General features: G+C 75.1%; 16 protein-coding genes. 11 read left to right on the plus strand and 5 right to left on the minus strand.

Annotated elements, in window-relative coordinates; translation table 11 throughout:
• Positions 1-43: 43 nt before the first annotated feature.
• Positions 44-1102 carry a hypothetical protein gene (locus OHB09_RS20035; RefSeq protein ID WP_328922333.1) on the minus strand — a complete coding sequence of 353 codons (1059 nt, stop codon included), beginning with the start codon at positions 1100-1102 and terminating at the stop codon, positions 44-46.
• A 131-nt stretch (positions 1103-1233) separates the two neighbouring features.
• Between OHB09_RS20035 and OHB09_RS20040 the strand changes: the two genes are divergently transcribed.
• From OHB09_RS20040 to sucD, 6 genes are all read left to right on the plus strand, one after another.
• The gene (locus tag OHB09_RS20040) at positions 1234-2388 is read left to right on the plus strand and encodes an ATP-binding protein (RefSeq protein ID WP_040895648.1); all 1155 of its coding nucleotides are present in this window, start codon (positions 1234-1236) and stop codon (positions 2386-2388) included.
• Positions 2385-4835 (plus strand): DUF5682 family protein, encoded by a 2451-nt coding sequence (locus tag OHB09_RS20045; protein ID WP_191854505.1) that lies wholly within the window; start codon positions 2385-2387, stop codon positions 4833-4835. Before OHB09_RS20040 ends, OHB09_RS20045 begins: the two co-directional genes overlap by 4 nt.
• Complete coding sequence (locus OHB09_RS20050) at positions 4832-6010, plus strand: VWA domain-containing protein (protein WP_328922334.1); 1179 nt, start codon at positions 4832-4834, stop codon at positions 6008-6010. The genes OHB09_RS20045 and OHB09_RS20050 overlap by 4 nt, the downstream gene beginning before the upstream one ends.
• Positions 6011-6151: 141 nt before the next feature.
• Entirely contained in the window at positions 6152-7474 is a 1323-nt protein-coding gene (locus OHB09_RS20055) for a hypothetical protein (protein WP_328922335.1), read from the plus strand.
• 758 nt (positions 7475-8232) lie between these two features.
• Positions 8233-9414, plus strand: a complete 1182-nt coding sequence (sucC, locus tag OHB09_RS20060; protein WP_006140798.1) for an ADP-forming succinate--CoA ligase subunit beta — start codon at positions 8233-8235, stop codon at positions 9412-9414.
• A 28-nt stretch (positions 9415-9442) separates the two neighbouring features.
• Positions 9443-10327: a succinate--CoA ligase subunit alpha gene (gene sucD, locus OHB09_RS20065; RefSeq protein WP_006140794.1), complete on the plus strand. Its 885-nt coding sequence runs from the start codon at positions 9443-9445 to the stop codon at positions 10325-10327.
• Positions 10328-10413: 86 nt separating this feature from the next.
• On the opposite strand, the gene OHB09_RS20070 is transcribed toward sucD, so the two are convergent.
• Entirely contained in the window at positions 10414-11268 is an 855-nt protein-coding gene (locus tag OHB09_RS20070) for an RNA polymerase sigma factor (protein ID WP_309486463.1), read from the minus strand.
• Between the two features lie 108 nt (positions 11269-11376).
• On the opposite strand from OHB09_RS20070, the gene OHB09_RS20075 reads away from it, so the two are divergent.
• Positions 11377-13053 carry a cell division protein PerM gene (locus OHB09_RS20075; protein ID WP_328922336.1) on the plus strand — a complete coding sequence of 559 codons (1677 nt, stop codon included), beginning with the start codon at positions 11377-11379 and terminating at the stop codon, positions 13051-13053.
• Between the two features lie 138 nt (positions 13054-13191).
• On the opposite strand, the gene OHB09_RS20080 is transcribed toward OHB09_RS20075, so the two are convergent.
• Positions 13192-14091 (minus strand): hypothetical protein, encoded by a 900-nt coding sequence (locus OHB09_RS20080; RefSeq protein WP_328728661.1) that lies wholly within the window; start codon positions 14089-14091, stop codon positions 13192-13194.
• Positions 14092-14536: 445 nt separating this feature from the next.
• Between OHB09_RS20080 and purN the strand changes: the two genes are divergently transcribed.
• Positions 14537-15202 (plus strand): phosphoribosylglycinamide formyltransferase, encoded by a 666-nt coding sequence (purN, locus tag OHB09_RS20085; protein ID WP_191891153.1) that lies wholly within the window; start codon positions 14537-14539, stop codon positions 15200-15202.
• Entirely contained in the window at positions 15199-16776 is a 1578-nt protein-coding gene (gene purH / locus OHB09_RS20090; protein WP_328922337.1) for a bifunctional phosphoribosylaminoimidazolecarboxamide formyltransferase/IMP cyclohydrolase, read from the plus strand. The genes purN and purH overlap by 4 nt, the downstream gene beginning before the upstream one ends.
• Before the next feature lie 87 nt (positions 16777-16863).
• Here purH and OHB09_RS20095 read toward each other — a convergent pair whose 3' ends face one another.
• A complete protein-coding gene (locus tag OHB09_RS20095) occupies positions 16864-17457 on the minus strand; it encodes a hypothetical protein (RefSeq protein WP_191854499.1) in 594 nt (197 codons plus the stop codon).
• 323 nt (positions 17458-17780) lie between these two features.
• Here OHB09_RS20095 and OHB09_RS20100 point away from each other — a divergent pair, with 323 nt between their 5' ends.
• Together OHB09_RS20100 and OHB09_RS20105 are read left to right on the plus strand one after the other, a co-directional pair.
• Positions 17781-18635, plus strand: coding sequence for a bifunctional methylenetetrahydrofolate dehydrogenase/methenyltetrahydrofolate cyclohydrolase (locus OHB09_RS20100; RefSeq protein WP_167795047.1), 855 nt, complete (start codon positions 17781-17783; stop codon positions 18633-18635).
• Positions 18625-19284 (plus strand): DUF3017 domain-containing protein, encoded by a 660-nt coding sequence (locus OHB09_RS20105; RefSeq protein WP_191891155.1) that lies wholly within the window; start codon positions 18625-18627, stop codon positions 19282-19284. The genes OHB09_RS20100 and OHB09_RS20105 overlap by 11 nt, the downstream gene beginning before the upstream one ends.
• Positions 19285-19413: 129 nt before the next feature.
• Here the strand turns inward: OHB09_RS20105 and OHB09_RS20110 are convergent, their stop codons facing one another.
• Complete coding sequence (locus OHB09_RS20110) at positions 19414-19836, minus strand: peptidoglycan-binding domain-containing protein (protein ID WP_006140782.1); 423 nt, start codon at positions 19834-19836, stop codon at positions 19414-19416.
• Positions 19837-20030: the final 194 nt, after the last annotated feature.

Below are 20030 nucleotides of genomic sequence, written 5' to 3' on the forward strand. Positions count from 1 at the left end.
AACGGGGGCAGGACGGCGCGGGGCGGGGCGAGCCGGGGCGGTGTCAGCACAGCGTCACCGCCTCGCCGGGCCCCTCGGGCCAGGCCGTCAGCGGGGTGAAGCCGCGGTGGCCGCACTCGCCGAAGACCGTGACCGGTGCCCCGCCCGAGAGGGCGACCAGCCGCCACAGACCGGAACGGGACCCGGCCGACGTCCGTACGGGCAGCGCCAGGCCGCCCTCCGCTTCGGCCAGTTGCCAGGAGCCCTCCCCGGCCGGGACCGGCACCACGCGGCACAGGGTCACCGGGTACGTCTCCTGCCAGGGATCGTCCCTGAGCGCCTCGCCGTACCGGGCGGCGGCCTCGGCCGGGCCGCAGCCGGGCGGGCGTGCGGCCGAGGGGACGGGATCCGGGAACCGCTCGCCCAGGGCCACCCGGAGCTGACCCGCCCCCGGGTACGCCATCGCTTCCGCGTCCAGCTCCCGCCCCACCGGCAGGGACAGCTCCGGGACGCGCCCTCCGCCCCCGTACGACAGGACCAGTGCCGTGCGGCCGGACTCTGTGCCGTACAGCCAGATCCGGCGGGTGGTGAGCCTGCCCTCGTACGTGTCGTACCGGGCCAGCACCAGCCAGCGGTCCCGCACCGGCGGGCCCACGGGCGAGGAGGGCAGACCGAGCCGTGAGCGGACCGTGGCCGCGAGTGCCTCCGGCAGGTCCTCGTGGCGCAGCCAGCCCCGGTCGAGCAGATGGAGCAGCGCGCACTCCTCCAGCAGCCGGGCGGGCCAGCCCGGACCCGAAGCCGTCACGGCCCCCAATTCCCGCACCCGGGCGGCCAGTCCGGGAGCCTGCGCGTCGACCATGCGCGCCGCCGTCTCCTCCCACGGTCCGTACCCCTCCTCCTCGGCGGCCGCCAGGCCCCCGCGCAGGAGATCGGCCAGCCGCCGCTCCAGTTCCGTGACCCCCGCCGTGACCCTGGCCGCCCGCTGCTCCGCCCGGCGCCGGGCCGCCCCCGGATCGGCGGGCGGGCCGGCCGCACCGGGCCCGCCGCCCGCCGCGCGCGCCGCCACGTCGGACACCGGTGCCGGCACCTGGTCCGTCGTCCGGCGCACCCCCGTATCACTCATGCACCCGACCGTAGATCCCCCCACTGACAATCCGCCCCGTGAGTGCGTTCGCGCAGGTCGGAGCGATTGTCAGTGGGGTGGTGCAGGGTGGGGACCAGATCGGACCGGCCGAGCTGGAGGGGGACCTGCCCATGCCTGCGCCCGAGGAAGCCACGACCGCCGCGCACGCGGGAACGGACGACGAAAACGTGCACGCGACCAGGGCCGCCGAGGTCCTGCGGCCGCACGCCGAGGAGGCCTTCGCCGAGGAGCTCGCCGCGCTGGCCGCGCGGGACGACCGCCCGCGTCCGCCCCGCTGGCGGCTGTCCCCGTGGGCCGTGGTCACGTATCTGCTCGGCGGCACCCTGACGGACGGCACGGTGATCACACCGAAGTACGTGGGCCCGCGCCGCCTCGTCGAGGTCGCCGTCTCCACTCTCGCCACCGACCGCGCGCTGCTGCTGCTCGGGGTGCCCGGCACCGCCAAGACGTGGCTGTCGGAGCATCTCGCCGCGGCCGTCAGCGGCGACTCGACGCTGCTGGTGCAGGGCACCGCGGGCACCCCGGAGGAGGCGATCCGCTACGGCTGGAACTACGCGCAGCTCCTGGCGCGCGGCCCCAGCCGGGAGGCGCTGGTGCCGAGCCCGGTGATGCGCGCGATGGCCGGGGGGACGACCGCCCGCGTCGAGGAACTGACCCGCGTCCCGGCGGACGTCCAGGACTCGCTGATCACCATCCTGTCCGAGAAGACCCTGCCGATACCGGAGTTGGGGGAGGAGGTGCAGGCCGTCCGCGGCTTCAACCTCATCGCCACGGCCAACGACCGCGACCGCGGGGTCAACGAACTCTCCAGCGCCCTGCGCCGCCGCTTCAACACGGTGGTGCTGCCCCTGCCGGAGTCCGCCGAGGCCGAGGTGGAGATCGTCACCCGGCGGGTCGACCAGATCGGCCGCGCCCTCGACCTGCCCCCGGCACCCGAGGGCATCGACGAGATCCGGCGCGTCGTCACCGTCTTCCGCGAACTGCGCGAGGGCATCACGGCGGACGGCCGGACGAAGCTGAAGTCGCCCGGCGGCACGCTGTCCACCGCCGAGGCCATCTCCGTGGTCACCGGCGGGCTCAGCCTGGCCGCCCACTTCGGTGACGGCGTGCTGCGCCCGGACGACGTCGCCGCAGGCGTCCTGGGCGCCGTCGTCCGGGACCCGGCGGCCGACCGCGTCGCCTGGCGGGAGTACCTGGAGACGGTCGTGCGGGAACGGGAGGGGTGGGCGGACTTCTACCGGGCCTGCCGGGAGGTGGGCCCATGACCGGAGGGGGACCGCTGCTGCTCGGCGTGCGCCACCACGGGCCGGGCTCGGCGCGTGCGGTGCGGGCCGCGCTCACGGCGGCGGAACCCGGGACGGTGCTGATCGAGGGGCCGCCGGAGGCGGATCCGCTGATCCCGCTCGCGGCGGACGGGACGATGCGGCCGCCGGTCGCGCTGCTGGCCCACGCGGTGGACGAACCGGGACGCTCGGCGTTCTGGCCGCTGGCCGAGTTCTCCCCGGAGTGGGTGGCCCTGCGCTGGGCGCTGGAACACGGGGTGCCCGCCCGCTTCATCGACCTGCCGGCCGCGCACACCCTGGTGTGGGGCCGGGACACGAACTTCACAGACGGCACAGGCGACACAGACGGCACAGACGCCCCGAACGGTGACGGCGACGGAGACGGCAGCCCGGTCCCCGACGAGGCCGCGCGCGTGCGGGTGGACCCGCTCGCCGTGCTCGCCGACGCGGCCGGGTACGACGACCCGGAGCGCTGGTGGGAGGACGCGGTCGAGCACCGGGGCGGGACGAGGGACCCCCTCGCGCCGTTCGCGGCGCTCGACGAGGCGATGACCGCGCTCCGCGAGACCTACGGCGACGGCGGGCACCCGCGGGACCTGGTGCGCGAGGCCCACATGCGGATCCAGGTGCGGGCGGCGGTCAGGGAGTTCGGGGACTCCGTGGCCGTGGTCTGCGGGGCCTGGCACGTTCCGGCGCTGCGGGAGCGCACCACCCTCGCCGCCGACCGGGCCCTGGTGAGGGGCCTGCCCCGGGTGAGGACCGACATGACGTGGGTGCCGTGGACCCACCGCCGGCTCTCCCGGGCGGGCGGCTACGGCGCGGGCATCGAGTCGCCCGGCTGGTACGGGCACCTGTTCGCGGCCCCGGACCGGCCCGTCGAGCGGTGGCTGACCGAGGTCGCCGGGCTCCTGCGGGCCGAGGACCGGCTCGTCTCGTCCGCGGACGTCATCGAGGCCGTACGGCTCGCCGAGACGCTCGCCGTGCTGCGCGGCCGCCCCCTGCCCGGGCTCACCGAGACGCTCGACGCGGCACGGGCGGTGCTGTGCGAGGGCTCGGACGTGCCACTGGCGCTGGTGCGGGACCGGCTCGTGGTGGGGGACGTACTGGGCCGGGTGCCCGCGTCGGCGCCCGCCGTGCCGCTGCGGCGCGACCTCGACCGGGAGCAGCGGCGGCTGCGCCTGAAGCCCGAACCGTCGGCGCGCGAGGTGGAACTGGACCTGCGCAAGGAGACCGACGCCGGGCGCGGCCGGCTGCTGCACCGGCTGCGGCTGCTGGGCGTCGACTGGGGCCGGCCCGTGGACGGGCGCGGGAGCACGGGCACCTTCCGGGAGACCTGGCGGCTGCGCTGGGAGCCCGAACTGGAGGTGCGGGTCGCCGAGGCGGGGATCTGGGGCACCACGGTGCTCGCGGCCGCGACCGCCAGGGCCGAGTCGGACGCGCTGTCCGCGCCGGGACTCGCCGAGGTCACCGCCCTCGCCGAACGGTGCCTGCTCGCCGGGCTCCCGGAGGCGCTGCCGGTGGTGACGAGGATGCTCGTCGACCGCGCGGCGCTCGACACCGACGTCGGCCACCTCGCCCAGGCGCTGCCCGCCCTCGTCCGCTCCCTGCGGTACGGCGATGTGCGCGGCACGGACACGGCGGCCCTGGCCGAGGTCGCCGGTGGCCTCGCCGAGCGGGTCTTCATCGGCCTCCCGCCCGCCTGCGCCGCGCTCGACGCCGAGGCCGCGGCGGAGATGCGGCGGCATGTCGACGCCGTGCACGGGGCGGTGGCCCTGCTCGGTGAGGGAACCGGACCGCCACCCTCCGGCCGCGGTGGTCTGCGCCGGCGTTGGTACGGGGTACTGCGCGTGCTGTCGGCGCGGGACACGTGCGCGGGGATCGTGCGCGGCCGCGCGGTGCGGCTGCTCCTCGACGAGGGGGAACTGGACGAGGGCGAGGCCGCCCGGCTGATGGGGCTCGTCCTGTCCCCCGGCACCCCGCCCGCCGACGCCGCCGCGTGGATCGAGGGATTCCTCGGCGGGGGCTCCGGCGGCGGACTGCTCCTCGTGCACGACGAGCGGCTGCGGGGCCTGGTCGACGCCTGGCTGACGGCGGTCCCGGACAGCGCCTTCGAGGACGTACTACCCCTGCTGCGGCGCACGTTCGCGGCCTACGAGGCGGGAGTGCGCAGAACGCTCGGCGAGCTGGTGCGGCGCGGTCCAGGGGCGCGGGGGAGCGCCGTCCACCCGGGTGCGGGCGCCCCGGGGTTCGGGGACGGCTTCGACAGCGGGCGCGCGGACGCCGTACTGCCGGTGCTGGGCCTCCTCCTCGGCACGGCGGAGGCGGACGAGGCCGGGGCGGGAGACGGTGAGGGACACGGACCCTCGCCCCACGACGGACGGAAGGCCGACGAGAGATCACCGGAAGACATGGGGGAGGCGCTGACGTGACACCGGACCAGGAGGGGACGCCGGCCCGGGACGCGGCGGAGGAACGGCTGCGGCGGTGGCGGCTCGTGCTGGGCGGGGGCGCGGCGGACGGCACCGGGCACGGCCTCGGCGGACGGGACGCCGCGATGGACGGCGCCCTGACCTCGCTCTACGGGACGGCGGAGAAACCGGCGGCGGGCCGGGACCGTTCGGCGGGGCTGGGGGCGTCCGCGCCCTCGGTCGCCCGGTGGCTCGGGGACATACGGACGTACTTCCCGGCCTCCGTGGTGCGGGTGATGCAGCGCGACGCCATCGACCGGCTCGGCCTGGCCGCACTGCTGCTGGAGCCGGAGATGCTGGAGGCCGTGGAGGCGGACGTCCATCTCGTCGGCACCCTGCTCTCCCTCAACAAGGCGATGCCGGAGACGACGAGGGAGACGGCACGGGCGGTGGTGCGCAAGGTAGTGGCGGACCTGGAGGAGCGGCTGGCCACCCGGACCCGGGCCGCGCTCACCGGTGCGCTCGACCGCAGTGCCCGGGTCGCCCGGCCCCGCCACCAGGACATCGACTGGAACCGGACGATCGCGGCCAACCTCAAGCACTACCTGCCCGAGCACGGCACGGTCGTGCCGGAACGGCTCCTCGGGCACGGGCGGGCGGCGAGGTCGGTGCAGAGGGAGGTCGTCCTGTGCATCGACCAGTCGGGCTCGATGGCCCCGTCCCTCGTGTACGCCTCCGTCTTCGGGGCCGTGCTGGCGTCCATGCGGTCGATCGCCACGCGGCTCGTCGTCTTCGACACGGCGGTGGCCGATCTGACCGACCGGCTCGACGATCCGGTCGACATCCTCTTCGGCACGCGACTCGGCGGCGGCACGGACATCAACAGGGCCCTGGCGTACTGCCAGTCGCGCATCACCCGCCCCGCCGACACCGTCGTGGTCCTCATCAGCGACCTCTACGAGGGAGGGATACGCAACGAGATGCTGAAGCGGGTGGCGGCGATGCGGGCCTCGGGGGTGCGGTTCGTGGCGTTGCTCGCGCTGTCCGACGAGGGGGCGCCCGCCTACGACCGTGAGCACGCGGCGGCCCTGGCGGCGCTGGGCGCCCCGGCCTTCGCGTGCACGCCCGAACTCTTCCCCGAGGTGATGGCGGCGGCCATCGAGAAACGCCCGCTGCCGGTCCCGGACGTGGGCTGAGGGGAGGGCGGCGAGGAGAACGGCAGGGCCCGTTCCGGGCGGTGACGGGGGCTTGCGCGGGCTGTGGAGCCTCGTGCGAGGATCGTTGCCCCTTCGTCCCTGTCCCTCCTGCCCCGTCCGCCTCACGGAGGCCGTCCCGCCGTGATTCCGCCCGCCGCGCCGCATCCCGCCGGTGCCGTCCTGCGCCTCGTGCGCACGGCGGCCGGCCGGCGCGTGCTCCAACTGGCTCTGCTGGTGGGCGGGTTGGCGGTGCTGGGACTTCTGGGCGGAGGGCGGGCGCAGGCGGCGGACGGCGGTGGGAGCACCCCGGCGACGGCGGCGGGCGTCACCTCGACCGTGGAGCGGACGGTCGCGAGGGCCGCCGCGCTCACGGACGCGCACACGGCGGTGGCCGGCGGGGACGGCCCCGGCGGGGCACCGGGCGCGAGGCACGCGTCCGAGGTGCCGCGCGATCCGGACGCGTCCTCCGCACCCCGCGAACCTCGCCGACCCAGCGACCCTCGCCGACCCGACGGCCTCCGCGGGCCCGGCCCCGGCCGCGCGGGCAACACGGCCCACGCGGGGCACACGGCCCACGCCGTACGGACGGCCCACGCGGCAGAGGTGGTCGCCCAGGCCCACCCGGCACCCGCACCGCGCGCGGTGCGGTCGGTGAGGGGTGACGGCGGTGGCGGCGGTGACGGCGATGACATGGACGGCGCTGTGCGGCGCGTGATCCGGACCGTCGCCGACGGGCCCGTGCGCCCGGTGGCGGAGCAGGCCGTGGGCCGGGTCGGCGGAGTCGTCGAGGCGGCCGCCGGAGCGCCGGGGGGCACGGCGGGGCAGTGGCCGCCGGCCTCCGCACTGCCCCTGCCCCTGCCCCGGGTGACGTTGCCGCCCTTTTCCCTCGTCCCGCCGGGCCCCTCCTCCCCGGCCGACCCGCGCCCGGTGCCCGACCCGCACGTACTGCCCGGCCGGTCCGGGGCGCCCCCGGGGGCCGTACAGAAGCAGTCCCCCTCGTCCGCACCCGGCGGGCGGGCCCTGGCGCACACCGCGAAGGAACCGTGGACCCGGTGGGCCGGTGGGCCGGCCGATCCGGCGGCCACGGGCGGCGAGGACCGTACGGCGGCCTCGGGCGACCGCGCCGGGCAGCGGCGCACCGTGCCGCTCCCCCTGCCCCGGCCGCCCGGCGGGGACCCGTCCGGGCTGCTGGGGGAGCGGTCCCTCGTCGACAACGGCGGCCCCCGGCACGCCGATCCGCACGCGGTGGCCGTCCGGCAGCGGGCGCTGCCGCGCCTCGCGCCCGGGGCCCTCGCGAAGCATCCCGCCGAGGACGTCCGGTACAGGAGCGGGGAGGTGCCGAGCCCTCCGGGCCGGGACCTGCGGGAGGCCGCCCGGCAGAGGCCGCGGCCTCCGGTCCCCGGCCCCGTGCGCGTCCGGCCACCCTGCGGGGCCGTGCGCGGGTCCGCTCCCTCTTCCTCCTGACGTCCGGCGATCCGGCGCCCCTGCCGGGGCGCAACCGGCGGCGGGGGACGTGGCGTCCCCGAGCGAACACGGCTTCGGCCCGCCCACGCCGGCACCCGCCCCCGACCGCCCCTTCCCATCCCGGCGACCGGCCGACCGGCCGCTCGACCGGCCGCTCGACCGCCGTCCCGGCCGGCCGCCTGATCGGACACGTGCGCACCGGACGCGTGCGCACCGGGCACGTGCGCATCGGACACGTGCGCACCGGCCGCAAGCGGACCGGCCGTCTCTCGTCCGGCAGCCGCGTGTCGACCGACCCGGGCCGGACACGAGAGAAGAACCGCGGCGCCCTCGCGCCGCCCCGAAGCTCCACAGGAATCCGGCCCGGACGGCCGAAAGCCGTCGGAACCGTCCGGGCCGGATCCCTGCGGACGGGGCGGGGCCCCCTTGGGGAAGGGGGCCCCGCCCCGCGCCCTCGACGGGTCGTCACCTCCCGCGGGGCGCTGAACAGGGCCTCACCGGGCCAACCCCAGCCCGGTGAGGCCTTTCTCCCGCGGCACGCCGTGCCAGTAGGTCAGGCATCATGTGACAGGTATCACCGCTCAGGTGTGACCTGCGATTTAGAGCCCCACCCCCGGCGGCGATAACCTGCGAGACGGACATGCCGCGCGCTCGGTCACCGTGTGCGCTCCCCTTGTGACACTGCGGACGTCACGTTGCCCTCGCGGCACGCCCACGCATCCAACGAACCGCGAGATCACTGATAGGGACGGAAGCGCGTGGACCTGTTCGAGTACCAGGCGAGGGACCTCTTCGCCAAGCACGATGTACCGGTGCTGGCCGGTGAAGTCATCGACACGCCTGAGGCGGCGCGCGAGATCACCGAGCGTCTGGGCGGCAAGTCCGTCGTCAAGGCGCAGGTGAAGGTCGGTGGTCGTGGCAAGGCCGGTGGCGTCAAGCTGGCCGCGTCCGCGGACGAGGCCGTCGCGCGTGCGACGGACATCCTCGGGATGGACATCAAGGGCCACACGGTCAACAAGGTGATGATCGCCGAGACCGCCCCGGAGATCGTCGAGGAGTACTACGTCTCCTTCCTCCTCGACCGTGCCAACCGCACCTTCCTCTCCATCGCCTCGGTCGAGGGCGGCGTGGAGATCGAGGAGGTGGCCGCCACCCGTCCGGAGGCCGTCGCCAAGACCCCGATCGACGCGATCGACGGCGTGACGCCGGAGAAGGCGCGCGAGATCGTCGAGGCCGCGAAGTTCCCGGCCGAGGTCGCCGACCAGGTCGCGAACGTCCTGGTCAAGCTGTGGGACACCTTCATCAAGGAGGACGCCCTCCTGGTCGAGGTCAACCCGCTGGCCAAGGTGGCCTCCGGTGAGGTCATCGCCCTCGACGGCAAGGTCTCCCTGGACGACAACGCCGAGTTCCGTCACCCGGACTTCGAGGAGCTCCACGACAAGGCCGCGGCCAACCCGCTCGAGGCCGCCGCCAAGGAGAAGAACCTCAACTACGTCAAGCTCGACGGCGAGGTCGGCATCATCGGCAACGGCGCGGGTCTCGTCATGAGCACCCTGGACGTCGTCGCGTACGCCGGTGAGAAGCACGGCAACGTCAAGCCCGCCAACTTCCTGGACATCGGCGGCGGCGCCTCCGCCCAGGTCATGGCGAACGGCCTGGAGATCATTCTCGGCGACCCGGACGTCAAGTCCGTCTTCGTCAACGTCTTCGGCGGCATCACCGCCTGTGACGAGGTCGCCAACGGCATCGTCCAGGCGCTGAAGCTCCTGGAGGACCGCGGCGAGAACGTCAGCAAGCCGCTCGTCGTCCGTCTCGACGGCAACAACGCCGAGCTCGGCCGGAAGATCCTCACCGACGCGGGCCACCCGCTGGTCCAGCGCGTCGACACCATGGACGGCGCGGCCGACAAGGCCGCCGAGCTGGCCCACGCCGCCAAGTAATCACTCAGGACGAGGACATCAACACACCATGGCTATCTGGCTCAACAAGGACAGCAAGGTCATCGTCCAGGGCATGACCGGCGCCACGGGCATGAAGCACACCAAGCTCATGCTCGGTGACGGCACCGAGGTCGTGGGCGGCGTGAACCCGCGCAAGGCGGGGCAGACCGTGGACTTCGACGGCACCGAGGTACCGGTCTTCGGCACCGTCAAGGAGGCCATCGAGAAGACCGGCGCCAACGTCTCCGTCATCTTCGTGCCGGAGAAGTTCACCAAGGACGCCGTCGTCGAGGCCATCGACGCCGAGATCCCGCTGGCCGTCGTGATCACCGAGGGCATCGCCGTGCACGACTCGGCGTCGTTCTGGGCGTACGCCGGCAAGAAGGGCAACAAGACCCGGATCATCGGCCCGAACTGCCCCGGCATCATCACCCCGGGCCAGTCGAACGTCGGCATCATCCCGGGCGACATCACCAAGCCGGGCCGCATCGGCCTGGTGTCGAAGTCCGGCACGCTGACGTACCAGATGATGTACGAGCTGCGGGACCTCGGCTTCTCGACCGCCGTCGGCATCGGTGGCGACCCGATCATCGGCACCACGCACATCGACGCGCTCGCCGCGTTCGAGGCCGACCCCGAGACCGACCTGATCGTGATGATCGGTGAGATCGGCGGCGACGCCGAGGAGCGGGCGGCCGACTTCATCAAGGAGAACGTGACGAAGCCGGTCGTCGGCTACGTCGCGGGCTTCACCGCGCCCGAGGGCAAGACCATGGGCCACGCCGGCGCCATCGTCTCCGGTTCCTCCGGCACCGCCCAGGCGAAGAAGGAGGCCCTCGAGGCCGCCGGTGTCAAGGTCGGCAAGACGCCGACCGAGACCGCGAAGCTGGCGCGCGAGATCCTCGCCGGCTGAGACGTTCACGTCTCGGGGGCGGTGCCGCACCGCCCCCCGGCACGTCGGGCCCGCCCTCCCCACCCGGGAGGGCGGGCCCCTTCGTGTCAGCGGGCCGAGGGCACGAGGCGGTGGGGGCCGCCGGGGAACTCGGACCGCAGGGCCCGGTGCAGTGCCCGGGACCGCTCCGACAGCGGGCCCTGGACCGCGTGCGGAGGCAGGCCGTGGATCGCCGCCCCCTGGGGCACCGGGCGTGCGTAGTGGTCGGGGGCGTACTGCAGGGCGAGCGCCGTCGTGCCGGTCAGGGTGGTGACCAGCACCGCCGCCGTGCGCACCCACTGGCGGTCGCGTCGCTCACCCGTCGTGCGCACCGTGGGCGGGGGCGCGGCGGCCGGGATCTCGGTGGCCGCCAGTTCGCTCAGGCGCCGGCGCAGGTCCGGCGGGGCACTCGCGCCCGGCAGCAGGTCGCTCACCGCCTCGCGGGCGTGCCGCAGCCGCCTGGCCGCGGCCGAGGTGGTCGCCTCGGTCTCCTGGGCGATCTGCCGTACGGTCAGCCCGACCCCGTCGGCCAGCAGCAGCGTGCGCCGGTACGGCGGCGGCAGTTGGAGCAGGACGTCGAGGAGCGCGCGCCCGGCCGGGTCCCCGGGCGGTGGCTCCGGTTGCCGGTGGCGCCGGCGGAACCGGTGCCAGGGGGAGAGCGCGTGGTCGTGGGCGGCCGCGCGCACCCATCCGCCGGGGTCGCGGTCGCGTGCCACCTCGGGCCAGCGCCGCCAGGCCAGTTCGAACGCCCGCTCCACGGACTCCCGGGCCAGTGCCCGCCGCCCGGTGAGCAGGTACGCCTGCCGCACGAGGACGGGGGCGCAGAAGCCGTAGAGCGTATCGAATGCCTGAGCGGGCGTGAGCTGACCTCGGGTGAGCTGACCCGGCATGAGCCGACCGCGCCGGAGCTGACTCTCAGTCACCGAAGGACACCCTTTCGTACGAAAAAGAACATAAACGTATTTTGGGCGACACTGCCGAGTCCCGCCCGTTACGAGGGAAAAGTGGGTGTCGTTGGGAGCATGGCCGTCGTGCTCCCATGGATCGAACGTCGCGCCTCGCCGACACCCCTGGCCCCACCCGCGCCCTCGCCGGGCACCGGGACCCCCTCGCTCACCACGCGATCGCTCACCCGGTTGCTCGCCTGGCTGCTCACCCGGCTGCTGCTCCGGCTCCGCGGGCGGCTGCGCCGCCGCGTGCGGGACCGCGCTCCGGGCCTCGGCGCCGGTCTGCTGGGCGGCGCGATCGCGGCCGGGCTCGGGCTCGGCGCCCTCGCCGTCCTGGTGCTGGCGCTGTGGGTCACCTCCCCGTACCCGGATGGCGGTCCGGACGGCGCCCTGCACCTGGCCGCCTCCCTCTGGCTCCTGGGCCACGGCGTCGAACTGCTCCGCACCGACACGCTCACCGGGACGCCCGCCCCCGTCGGCCTCACCCCGCTGCTGCTGCCCGCGCTGCCGGTGTGGCTGCTGTACCGGGCCGGGCGGGACGCCGTCGACGTCCCCCGAGAGGGCCCCGGGGACGCGCCGCCGGTCAGCCCGCGCACGGCCTGGTGCGGGGTCATGACCGGCTACCTCGCGGTCGGCTCCCTCGCGGCGGCCTACGCGTCCGGCGGTGAGCTGCGGCCCTCCTGGATCTGGACCGCCGGCGCTCCGCCGCTGCTCGCCGGGCTCGCCGCGGGAGGGGGCGTGTGGACGGCGTACGGGGCGCCGCGGGGCGCGCTGCCGCGGTGGGCGCGGGTGGCCGCGCGGGCCGCGCTGCGAGGGCTCACGGTGCTGGTGGGGGGCGGCGCGCTGCTCGTCCTGGCCTCGCTGGCCTGGCACGGCGAGGCCGTACGGGACTCCCTGCTGGGGCTCACGCCCGGATGGTGGGGCCGGCTCACGGTGGCGCTGCTCGCGGTGGCCCTGCTGCCCAACGCGGCGGTGTGGGGCGCCGCCTACGGGCTGGGGCCGGGCTTCGTGCTGGGGGCCGGGCAGGTGGCCGGGCCCTGGGGGGCCCCGGGGAGCGCGGCGCCGGGGGCGCTGCCGAGGTTCCCGCTGCTCGCGGCGGTGCCGGGGGAGGGCACGGCGTGGCTCGGCTGGGCCGTGGCGGTGGTACCGGTGGCCGCGGGGGTGGTCGTGGGCTGCGGGGTGGCCGGGGCCGCGGCGCGGGAGCGGGTGCGCTGGTCGTGGCCGCGGGTGGTGGGGGTCGTGACGGCGGCGGGAGCCGGGTGCGGCGCGGCCGCCGGAGGGCTCGCGTGGGTGGCCGGCGGGGCGATGGGCGTGCGGGGACTGGCGCGCTTCGGGCCGGTGTGGTGGCAGGTCGCCCTCGCCGGCGCCGCGTGGGCCGTGGGTATGGGGGTGCCGGTGGGGTTGCTGTGGTGGGGGGTGCGAGTGCTCCGGAGCGCGGGCGCGGGCGCCGGTGCGCCCGGTGCGGGCGTCGGCGAAGCCTCCCGCGCGCGTGCGGCGGGGACGGGCGCCCCCTCGGCCGTCCCCGCCCCGAAGGGAGCGGTGGAGCCGGAGGACGCCTATGACTTCCTGCCGGTCGATCCGGTCGATCAGACCGGCCCGGTCGGTCCGGTCGGTCCGGTGGGCCCGGTGGGCCCGGTCGGCCCGGCCGGTCCGGTGGGCCCGGTGGGCCCGGTGGGCCCGGTAAATCCGGTAGGCCCGGTCGACGTGGAGCCGGCCGTACCGGCCCGGCCGCCGAGGCCCGGGGACGCGCCGGCCGAGTGAGCGCCCGGGGGCGGGGCGCGCGCCACGGAGGAACGCGCCCCGTGCCGCACCTACGGCGCGCGCGGCAGGACTACGGCACGCCAGGCAGGACTACGGACGCACTCGCCAGGGCTATGCGTGCCGAGCGGGCCCGCGGTGCTACGGCGTGCCCATCAGGTCGCGGAGCTGGTGCGGCAGCAACGAGTCGCAGTCCTTCTTCGCGGAGGTCGTCAGGGCGTCCTTGGTGCAGGTGTAGTAGTCCCGGTAGACCAGGTGTGCCGTGAAGGTCGTGGCCACCATGAGCAGGGCCAGGGAGGCCGTCACCAGGCCGCTGATCGCCGCCGTCGTCTGCGGCCGGCGGCCCGGCGGCTGCGGCGCGGGCGCCGGGGCGGGCGCGGTGCCGGGCGTGCCGTTCTGCGGGCGCGGGGCCTTGGCGCGCAGCGCGCTCACTCCCCAGTACAGCCCGAGCGCGCCCAGCAGCAGCGCCACCGACGGCCAGCCGAACAGGGAGAAGAAGAAGGCCCACATGCCGGACAGGAGCGCGAAGCGCGCCCTGCGCTGGGCGGGGTCGGTCGGGTCCCAGCGCGTCCCGCCGGGACCGCCCTGGCCCCCGGGGCCGCCCTGGTTCCCGGGCCCGCCGTTGTCCGGGCCCTCGGGGCCGCCGGGCCGGCGCGGTCGGGTGCCGAAGCTGCCGTCCGACGAGGGGCCCGGCTGCCGGTCGCTCCACTGGCTTCCCCACGCGGGGCCGCCCCGGCCCCCCTGATCCCGGCTTCCCTCGTCCTGGCCGTCCTGCCCGCCCTCGGGGCGCCGGGGCTGCCAGGGGCGGTCCGGGGTGCCCTCGGGCGGCGGCGCGAACGGGTTGTCCTCGCCCGAGGGCGCTCCGCCCTCGCGGCCGGACCCGGACGACCCGGAGCCGGACGACCCGGACCCGGAACGGGACCCGCCCGTCGCACCCGGACCCTCCCCGCCCGGCGCGGACGTGCCCCCCTGCGGCGGGTACGGGGGCTGGTGCCGCTCGCGCGGCAGGAGGTGCGGGTGTCGGAAACGGCTGTCCGGCATCAGGTGTGCGTCTTCCCCTTGGTGGTTCCGGCGGGCGGCGTGCGGTGCGGTCCGTGCGGCGCGTCAGTGGTGCGCCCCGGGTCCGCGTACTCGGGTCCGCGGACCCGGGTGTGCGTACCGGTCGCGAGGACCCGTACCCCGGTACCCGTGGCGTCCGTCCTCGCGTCCGTGCCCGGGTGTCGCGTACCCCACCCGTGAACGTTCCGCGCGAACGGGTCGTTCCCCGCGTGGGCCGCTCGTCGCGGGTGGGTGCTCCCCGCACGCTACCGCCCGGCCCCGCCCCCGTCCCGTGGGGGTTGTCCGAGGTGCCGGTATCGTTGCGGACGGTCGGCCGCTTCGTAGGCTTCCCCGTACGCGGGGGCCCGAAGCATTCGTACGAACGTACAAAGAAGAACGTCGTGCGCGCCGCCCGCTCACCGCATGCCTCCCGAAGAAAGGGCCCGCCGTGGCCGCCAAGCCCGTGGCTCCCGTGCCCGGACGCCGTCCCGGGGCGGGACGACTGGTCGTCCTGGTCTCCGGATCCGGCACCAACCTCCAGGCGCTCCTCGACACCATCGCGGAGGCCGGGGCCGATGCCTACGGTGCGGAGGTCGTCGCCGTCGGGGCCGACCGCGAGGGCATCGAGGGCCTGGCCCGCGCCGAGCGCGCCGGGGTGCCCACCTTCGTCTGCCGGGTCCGGGACCACGCGACCCGCGAGGAGTGGGACGCGGCGCTCACCGAGGCCGTCGCCGCCCACGAGCCCGACCTGGTCGTCTCGGCCGGGTTCATGAAGATCGTGGGCAAGGAGTTCCTCGCGCGGTTCGGCGGCCGGTTCGTCAACACCCACCCCGCCCTGCTCCCCAGCTTCCCCGGAGCCCACGGGGTGCGGGACGCGCTGGCGTACGGCGTCCGGGTCACCGGCTGCACCGTCCACTTCGTCGACGACGGCGTCGACACGGGGCCGATCATCGCGCAGGGCGTGGTGGAGGTCCGGGACGAGGACCACGAGGACGGCGGTGCCGCTCTGCACGAGCGCATCAAGGAAGTCGAGCGAAGGCTGCTCGTCGATGTCGTGGGGCGGCTCGCCCGCAACGGCTATCGCATCGAGGGACGAAAGGTAGTTATCCAGTGACCGCCACCGCCACCGCCGGAACCGAGAAGCGGGCCATCCGTCGCGCGCTCGTCAGCGTCTACGACAAGACCGGACTCGAGGAGCTCGCCCGCGGGCTGCACGAGGCCGGCGTCGAGCTGGTCTCCACCGGCTCCACCGCCGGGCGGATCGCCGCCGCCGGTGTTCCCGTGACCCGAGTCGAGGAGCTCACCGGGTTCCCGGAGTGCCTCGACGGCCGGGTCAAGACCCTCCATCCCAAGGTGCACGCCGGCATCCTCGCCGACCTGCGGCTGGACGACCACCGCCGGCAGCTCGACGAGCTGGGCGTGGCGCCCTTCGACCTCGTCGTGGTCAACCTCTACCCGTTCCGCGAGACCGTCGCCTCGGGGGCCGCGCCCGACGAGTGCGTCGAGCAGATCGACATCGGCGGGCCGTCCATGGTGCGCGCCGCCGCCAAGAACCACCCCTCGGTGGCCGTCGTCACCAGCCCCGCCCGGTACGGCGACGTGCTCTCCGCGGTCAAGGACGGCGGCTTCGACCTCGCCGCCCGCAAGCGGCTGGCCGCCGAGGCCTTCCAGCACACCGCCTCCTACGACGTGGCCGTCGCCTCCTGGTTCGCCTCCGAGTACGCCCCGGTCGACGAGTCGCGATTCCCGGACTTCCTCGGTGCCACCTGGGACCGCTCGCACACCCTGCGCTACGGCGAGAACCCGCACCAGCCGGCCGCGCTGTACACCTCCCCCGAGGGCGGCGGCCTCGCGCGGGCCGAGCAGCTCCACGGCAAGGAGATGTCGTACAACAACTACACGGACACGGACGCCGCCCGCCGTGCCGCGTACGACCACGACGAGCCCTGCGCCGCGATCATCAAGCACGCCAACCCGTGCGGCATCGCGGTCGGCGCGGACGTCGCCGAGGCGCACCGCAAGGCGCACGCCTGCGACCCGCTGTCCGCCTTCGGCGGCGTGATCGCCGTGAACCGGCCGGTCAGCAAGGAGATGGCCGAGCAGGTCGCGGAGATCTTCACCGAGGTCATCGTCGCGCCGGACTACGAGGAGGGCGCCCTGGAGGCGCTCACCCGGAAGAAGAACATCCGGGTCCTGCGCGCCCCCGAGGCGCCCGCCGCCCCGGTCGAGGTCAAGCCCATCGACGGCGGCGCGCTGCTGCAGGTCACCGACCGCCTCCAGGCCGAGGGCGACGACCCCGCCACCTGGACCCTCGCGACCGGCGAGGCCCTCTCCGAGGCCGAGCTGGCCGAGCTGGCCTTCGCCTGGAAGGCGTGCCGGGCGGTCAAGTCCAACGCCATCCTGCTCGCCAAGGACGGCGCCTCGGTCGGCGTCGGCATGGGCCAGGTCAACCGGGTCGACTCCGCGAAGCTCGCGGTGGAGCGGGCCGGCGCCGAGCGCGCGCAGGGGGCGTACGCCGCCTCCGACGCGTTCTTCCCCTTCCCCGACGGCCTGGAGATCCTCACCGGGGCCGGCGTGAAGGCCGTGGTGCAGCCCGGCGGTTCGGTCCGCGACGAGCTGGTCGTCGAGGCCGCGAAGAAGGCCGGCGTGACCATGTACTTCACCGGGACGCGGCACTTCTTCCACTGAGCCGCCGGACGAGCGACGACGGCCCCGGGCCGGCGGCTTCGAGCCGCCCGCCCGGGGCCGTCGTGACGTGGGGCCCGGATCGGCCGCTCAGTACCTCGGGCGGTTGAACCAGGCCGAACCCGTCGAGTTGCCGACGAAGACGGCTATCAGGATGCCCAGCACGGTGTGCACGAGACCGACGATGATGAACGGGTAGATGCCCGCGATCGCGGTGATGACGGCGAAGACCAGCATCGTGATCCGGGCGCCGTTGCCGCCCGACGTGAACTTGGTCGCCAGCACGATCGCGAAGATCATCCACGCGACGCCGAACACGACGAAGGCCCACAGGACGCCCGTCGACTGGTCGGCGAACCGCTGGAAGTCGGCGTTGTCCTGGAGGTCGTTGTCGTCCTTGTGCGCGCTGACGGTGGCCGCGGCGATGGCGAACAGCGCCACGCCGATCACCTGGAGGGCGACGATGACCCACATCAGGGCGCGCGCCGCGCTCACCGTGCCCGGCATCGACGTCATGGCCGGTCCGCCGCCGTACTGCGGGACGGGGGGAGCCTGCGGATAGCCGTACCCGGGCTGCTGCGGACCCTGCGGGTAGCCGTAGCCGGGCTGCTGAGGGGCGCCGTAACCGGGCTGCTGACCCTGTTGCGGGGCGCCGTAGGGGTTGTTCGGGTCGCCGTGACTCATGGCGCTGTTCATCCCTCCGTCTGCCGTTCTAGTGCGGGGAAACGCGGCCCGCAGCGGAGGAATGAGTGAAGAGGAGCGGTCCGTCCCCCCGGTACTGTCCGCGGCACTGCCCGGTCATCGTTCTGGCGGGCGTGGGCGTATGTCCAGAGCCACGCCATATGTGTTGTGCAAGCGCAACCTTCCGATCATGCGTTGATCAGGGCCGTAATGCCGCGTACGGGCTCGGGGGCGGTCGGCCGCGGCGCCCGGCGCGGCACCGTTTCCCGGTCTCGTATCGCGACCCGGATTGGAACCGCCGGGCGGTCATCCGGGAGGATGGGGCCATGACCGCCCAGATTCTCGATGGCAAGGCCACCGCAGCCGCGATCAAGTCCGATCTGACCGCCCGCGTGGCGGCCCTGAAGGAGAAGGGCGTCACGCCCGGCCTCGGCACCGTCCTGGTCGGCGACGACCCCGGGAGCCACAAGTACGTCGCCGGCAAGCACCGCGACTGCGCGCAGGTCGGCATCGCCTCCATCCAGCGCGAGCTGCCCGCGACGGCCACGCAGGAGGAGATCGAGGCCGTCGTCCGCGAGCTGAACGAGGACCCGGCCTGCACGGGGTACATCGTGCAGCTCCCGCTGCCCAGGGGCATCGACGAGAACCGCATCCTCGAACTGATGGACCCCGCCAAGGACGCCGACGGTCTGCACCCGATGAACCTCGGCCGGCTGGTGCTCAACGAGCCCGCGCCGCTGCCCTGCACCCCCAACGGCATCCTCACGCTGCTGCGCGCGCACGGCGTGGAGATCAAGGGCGCGGAGGTCGTGGTCGTCGGCCGCGGGGTGACCATCGGGCGCCCGATGCCGCTGCTGCTGACCCGGCGCAGCGAGAACGCGACGGTCACGCAGTGCCACACCGGCACCCGTGACCTCTCCGCCCACCTCAAGCGGGCGGACATCATCGTCGCCGCGGCGGGTGCGCCGCACCTGGTGCGCGCCGAGGACGTCAAGCCGGGCGCGGCCGTCCTGGACGTGGGCGTCTCCCGCAACGCCGAGGGCAAGATCGTCGGCGACGTCCACCCCGACGTCAACGAGGTCGCCGGCTGGATCTCCCCCAACCCGGGTGGCGTCGGCCCCATGACCCGTGCCCAGCTGCTCGTCAACGTGGTCGAGGCGGCGGAGCGCAGTGTCGGCTGAGCCGGGGGAGGGCGGCGGGGCCGTGCGGGAGAAGTCCGGCGAGCGGGAGAAGTCCGCCGCGCACGCCGAACCCACCGAGCCCACCGGGCACGAGAAGCCCGCCGAGCCCGCCGAGCCCGCCGGGCACGAGAAGCCCGCCGCGCACGAGAAGTCCAGGCCCGCCGGGCACGGCGAACCCGGGAAGTCCGTCGACCCCGAGAAGGAGGAGCCGACCGTGCGCGATCCCATCGCCGTGGGCGGCCGCTTCGAGCGGGCCCGGCGCGGGGTGCGCCGCTTCCCGCTGTTCACGCGGGACACCGCGCGCCCCGAGGGCGGCGGCCGTGCCGCACCCGGGGACGCGCCCGCGCCCGCCCGGCAGTGGCCGATCCTCGTCGTGCTGCTGACCGTGGGGCTCGGCCTGCTGCTCACCGCGTTCGACGCGTTCCGGGTGGGCACGATCCTCGTCGGCGTCGCCCTGCTCGGCGGGGCCGCGCTGCGCTGGGCGCTGCCCGACGTGGGCATGCTCGCCGTCCGCTCCCGCTTCACGGACCTGCTCACCTACGGCACGCTCGGGGTCGTCATCGTCCTGCTGGCGCTGATGGCGCAGCCGAGCCCCTGGCTGGTCATCCCCTTCCTGGACGACACGCTGCACTTCACCATCAGCACGTGAGCACGTGAGCACGTGAGCACGGGGCCGGGGACGTCCTCCCCGCGGACCTGACGGTGGCCCGTACCTCCCCCGGGGGTACGGGCCACCTGCCGTCCGGGGTCGTCATGCGGGCCCCGGACGCGGGCCGGGTCAGACCGTGAGGCTCCGCAGCCACGGCCAGGAGTTCCGGCCGGGCAGTCCGTCCACGGTGAGACCGGCGCCCCAGTCCCGGTCGGCGAGCCGCTGGAAGCTCCGCATCGACGCCTTCGACCTGGTGCCGAAGATCCCGTCGACGGTGCCGGGGCTGGACACCGCGTCCGGGAGGATGGCGTGCATCCGCTTCAGGAGGCACTGCGCCTCGATGCCCGCACTGGTGACCGTGCTCGACGAGGGCACGACCGTCAGACCGCTGTAGTGCCCGGCGTACTCGTAGCCGTCGCTCTTCTTGTAGTGGCAGCTGTACGCCGTCGCCGAGGCCGGTGCCGCCGAGGCCGCCGTGACGGGCAGCAGGGCGAGCCCGCCGCCGAGGACGAACGAGACCGCCGCGAGGGCGAGGCGCCTGTGCGTGCTCATGTGCCGCTCCTTCCGTGTGCGGGCCGGGTCCCCCCGTCGGGTCCCCCGTACGGCCCGCCGTGCGCGGCACCGCCGGTCGAGCGGTGCCGCCGGTGAACGACGGTAGGGACCGCCGGTGCGCCCCCGCGTCCCGCCGCGGGTGGAATCCCCCGCACACCGGCCGCGGCAGCCCGGCGGCGGCTGCAACTCCCGCG

The sequence above is a fragment of the Streptomyces griseoaurantiacus genome (assembly GCF_036189845.1).
Classification (GTDB): Bacteria; Actinomycetota; Actinomycetes; order Streptomycetales; family Streptomycetaceae; genus Streptomyces; species Streptomyces griseoaurantiacus.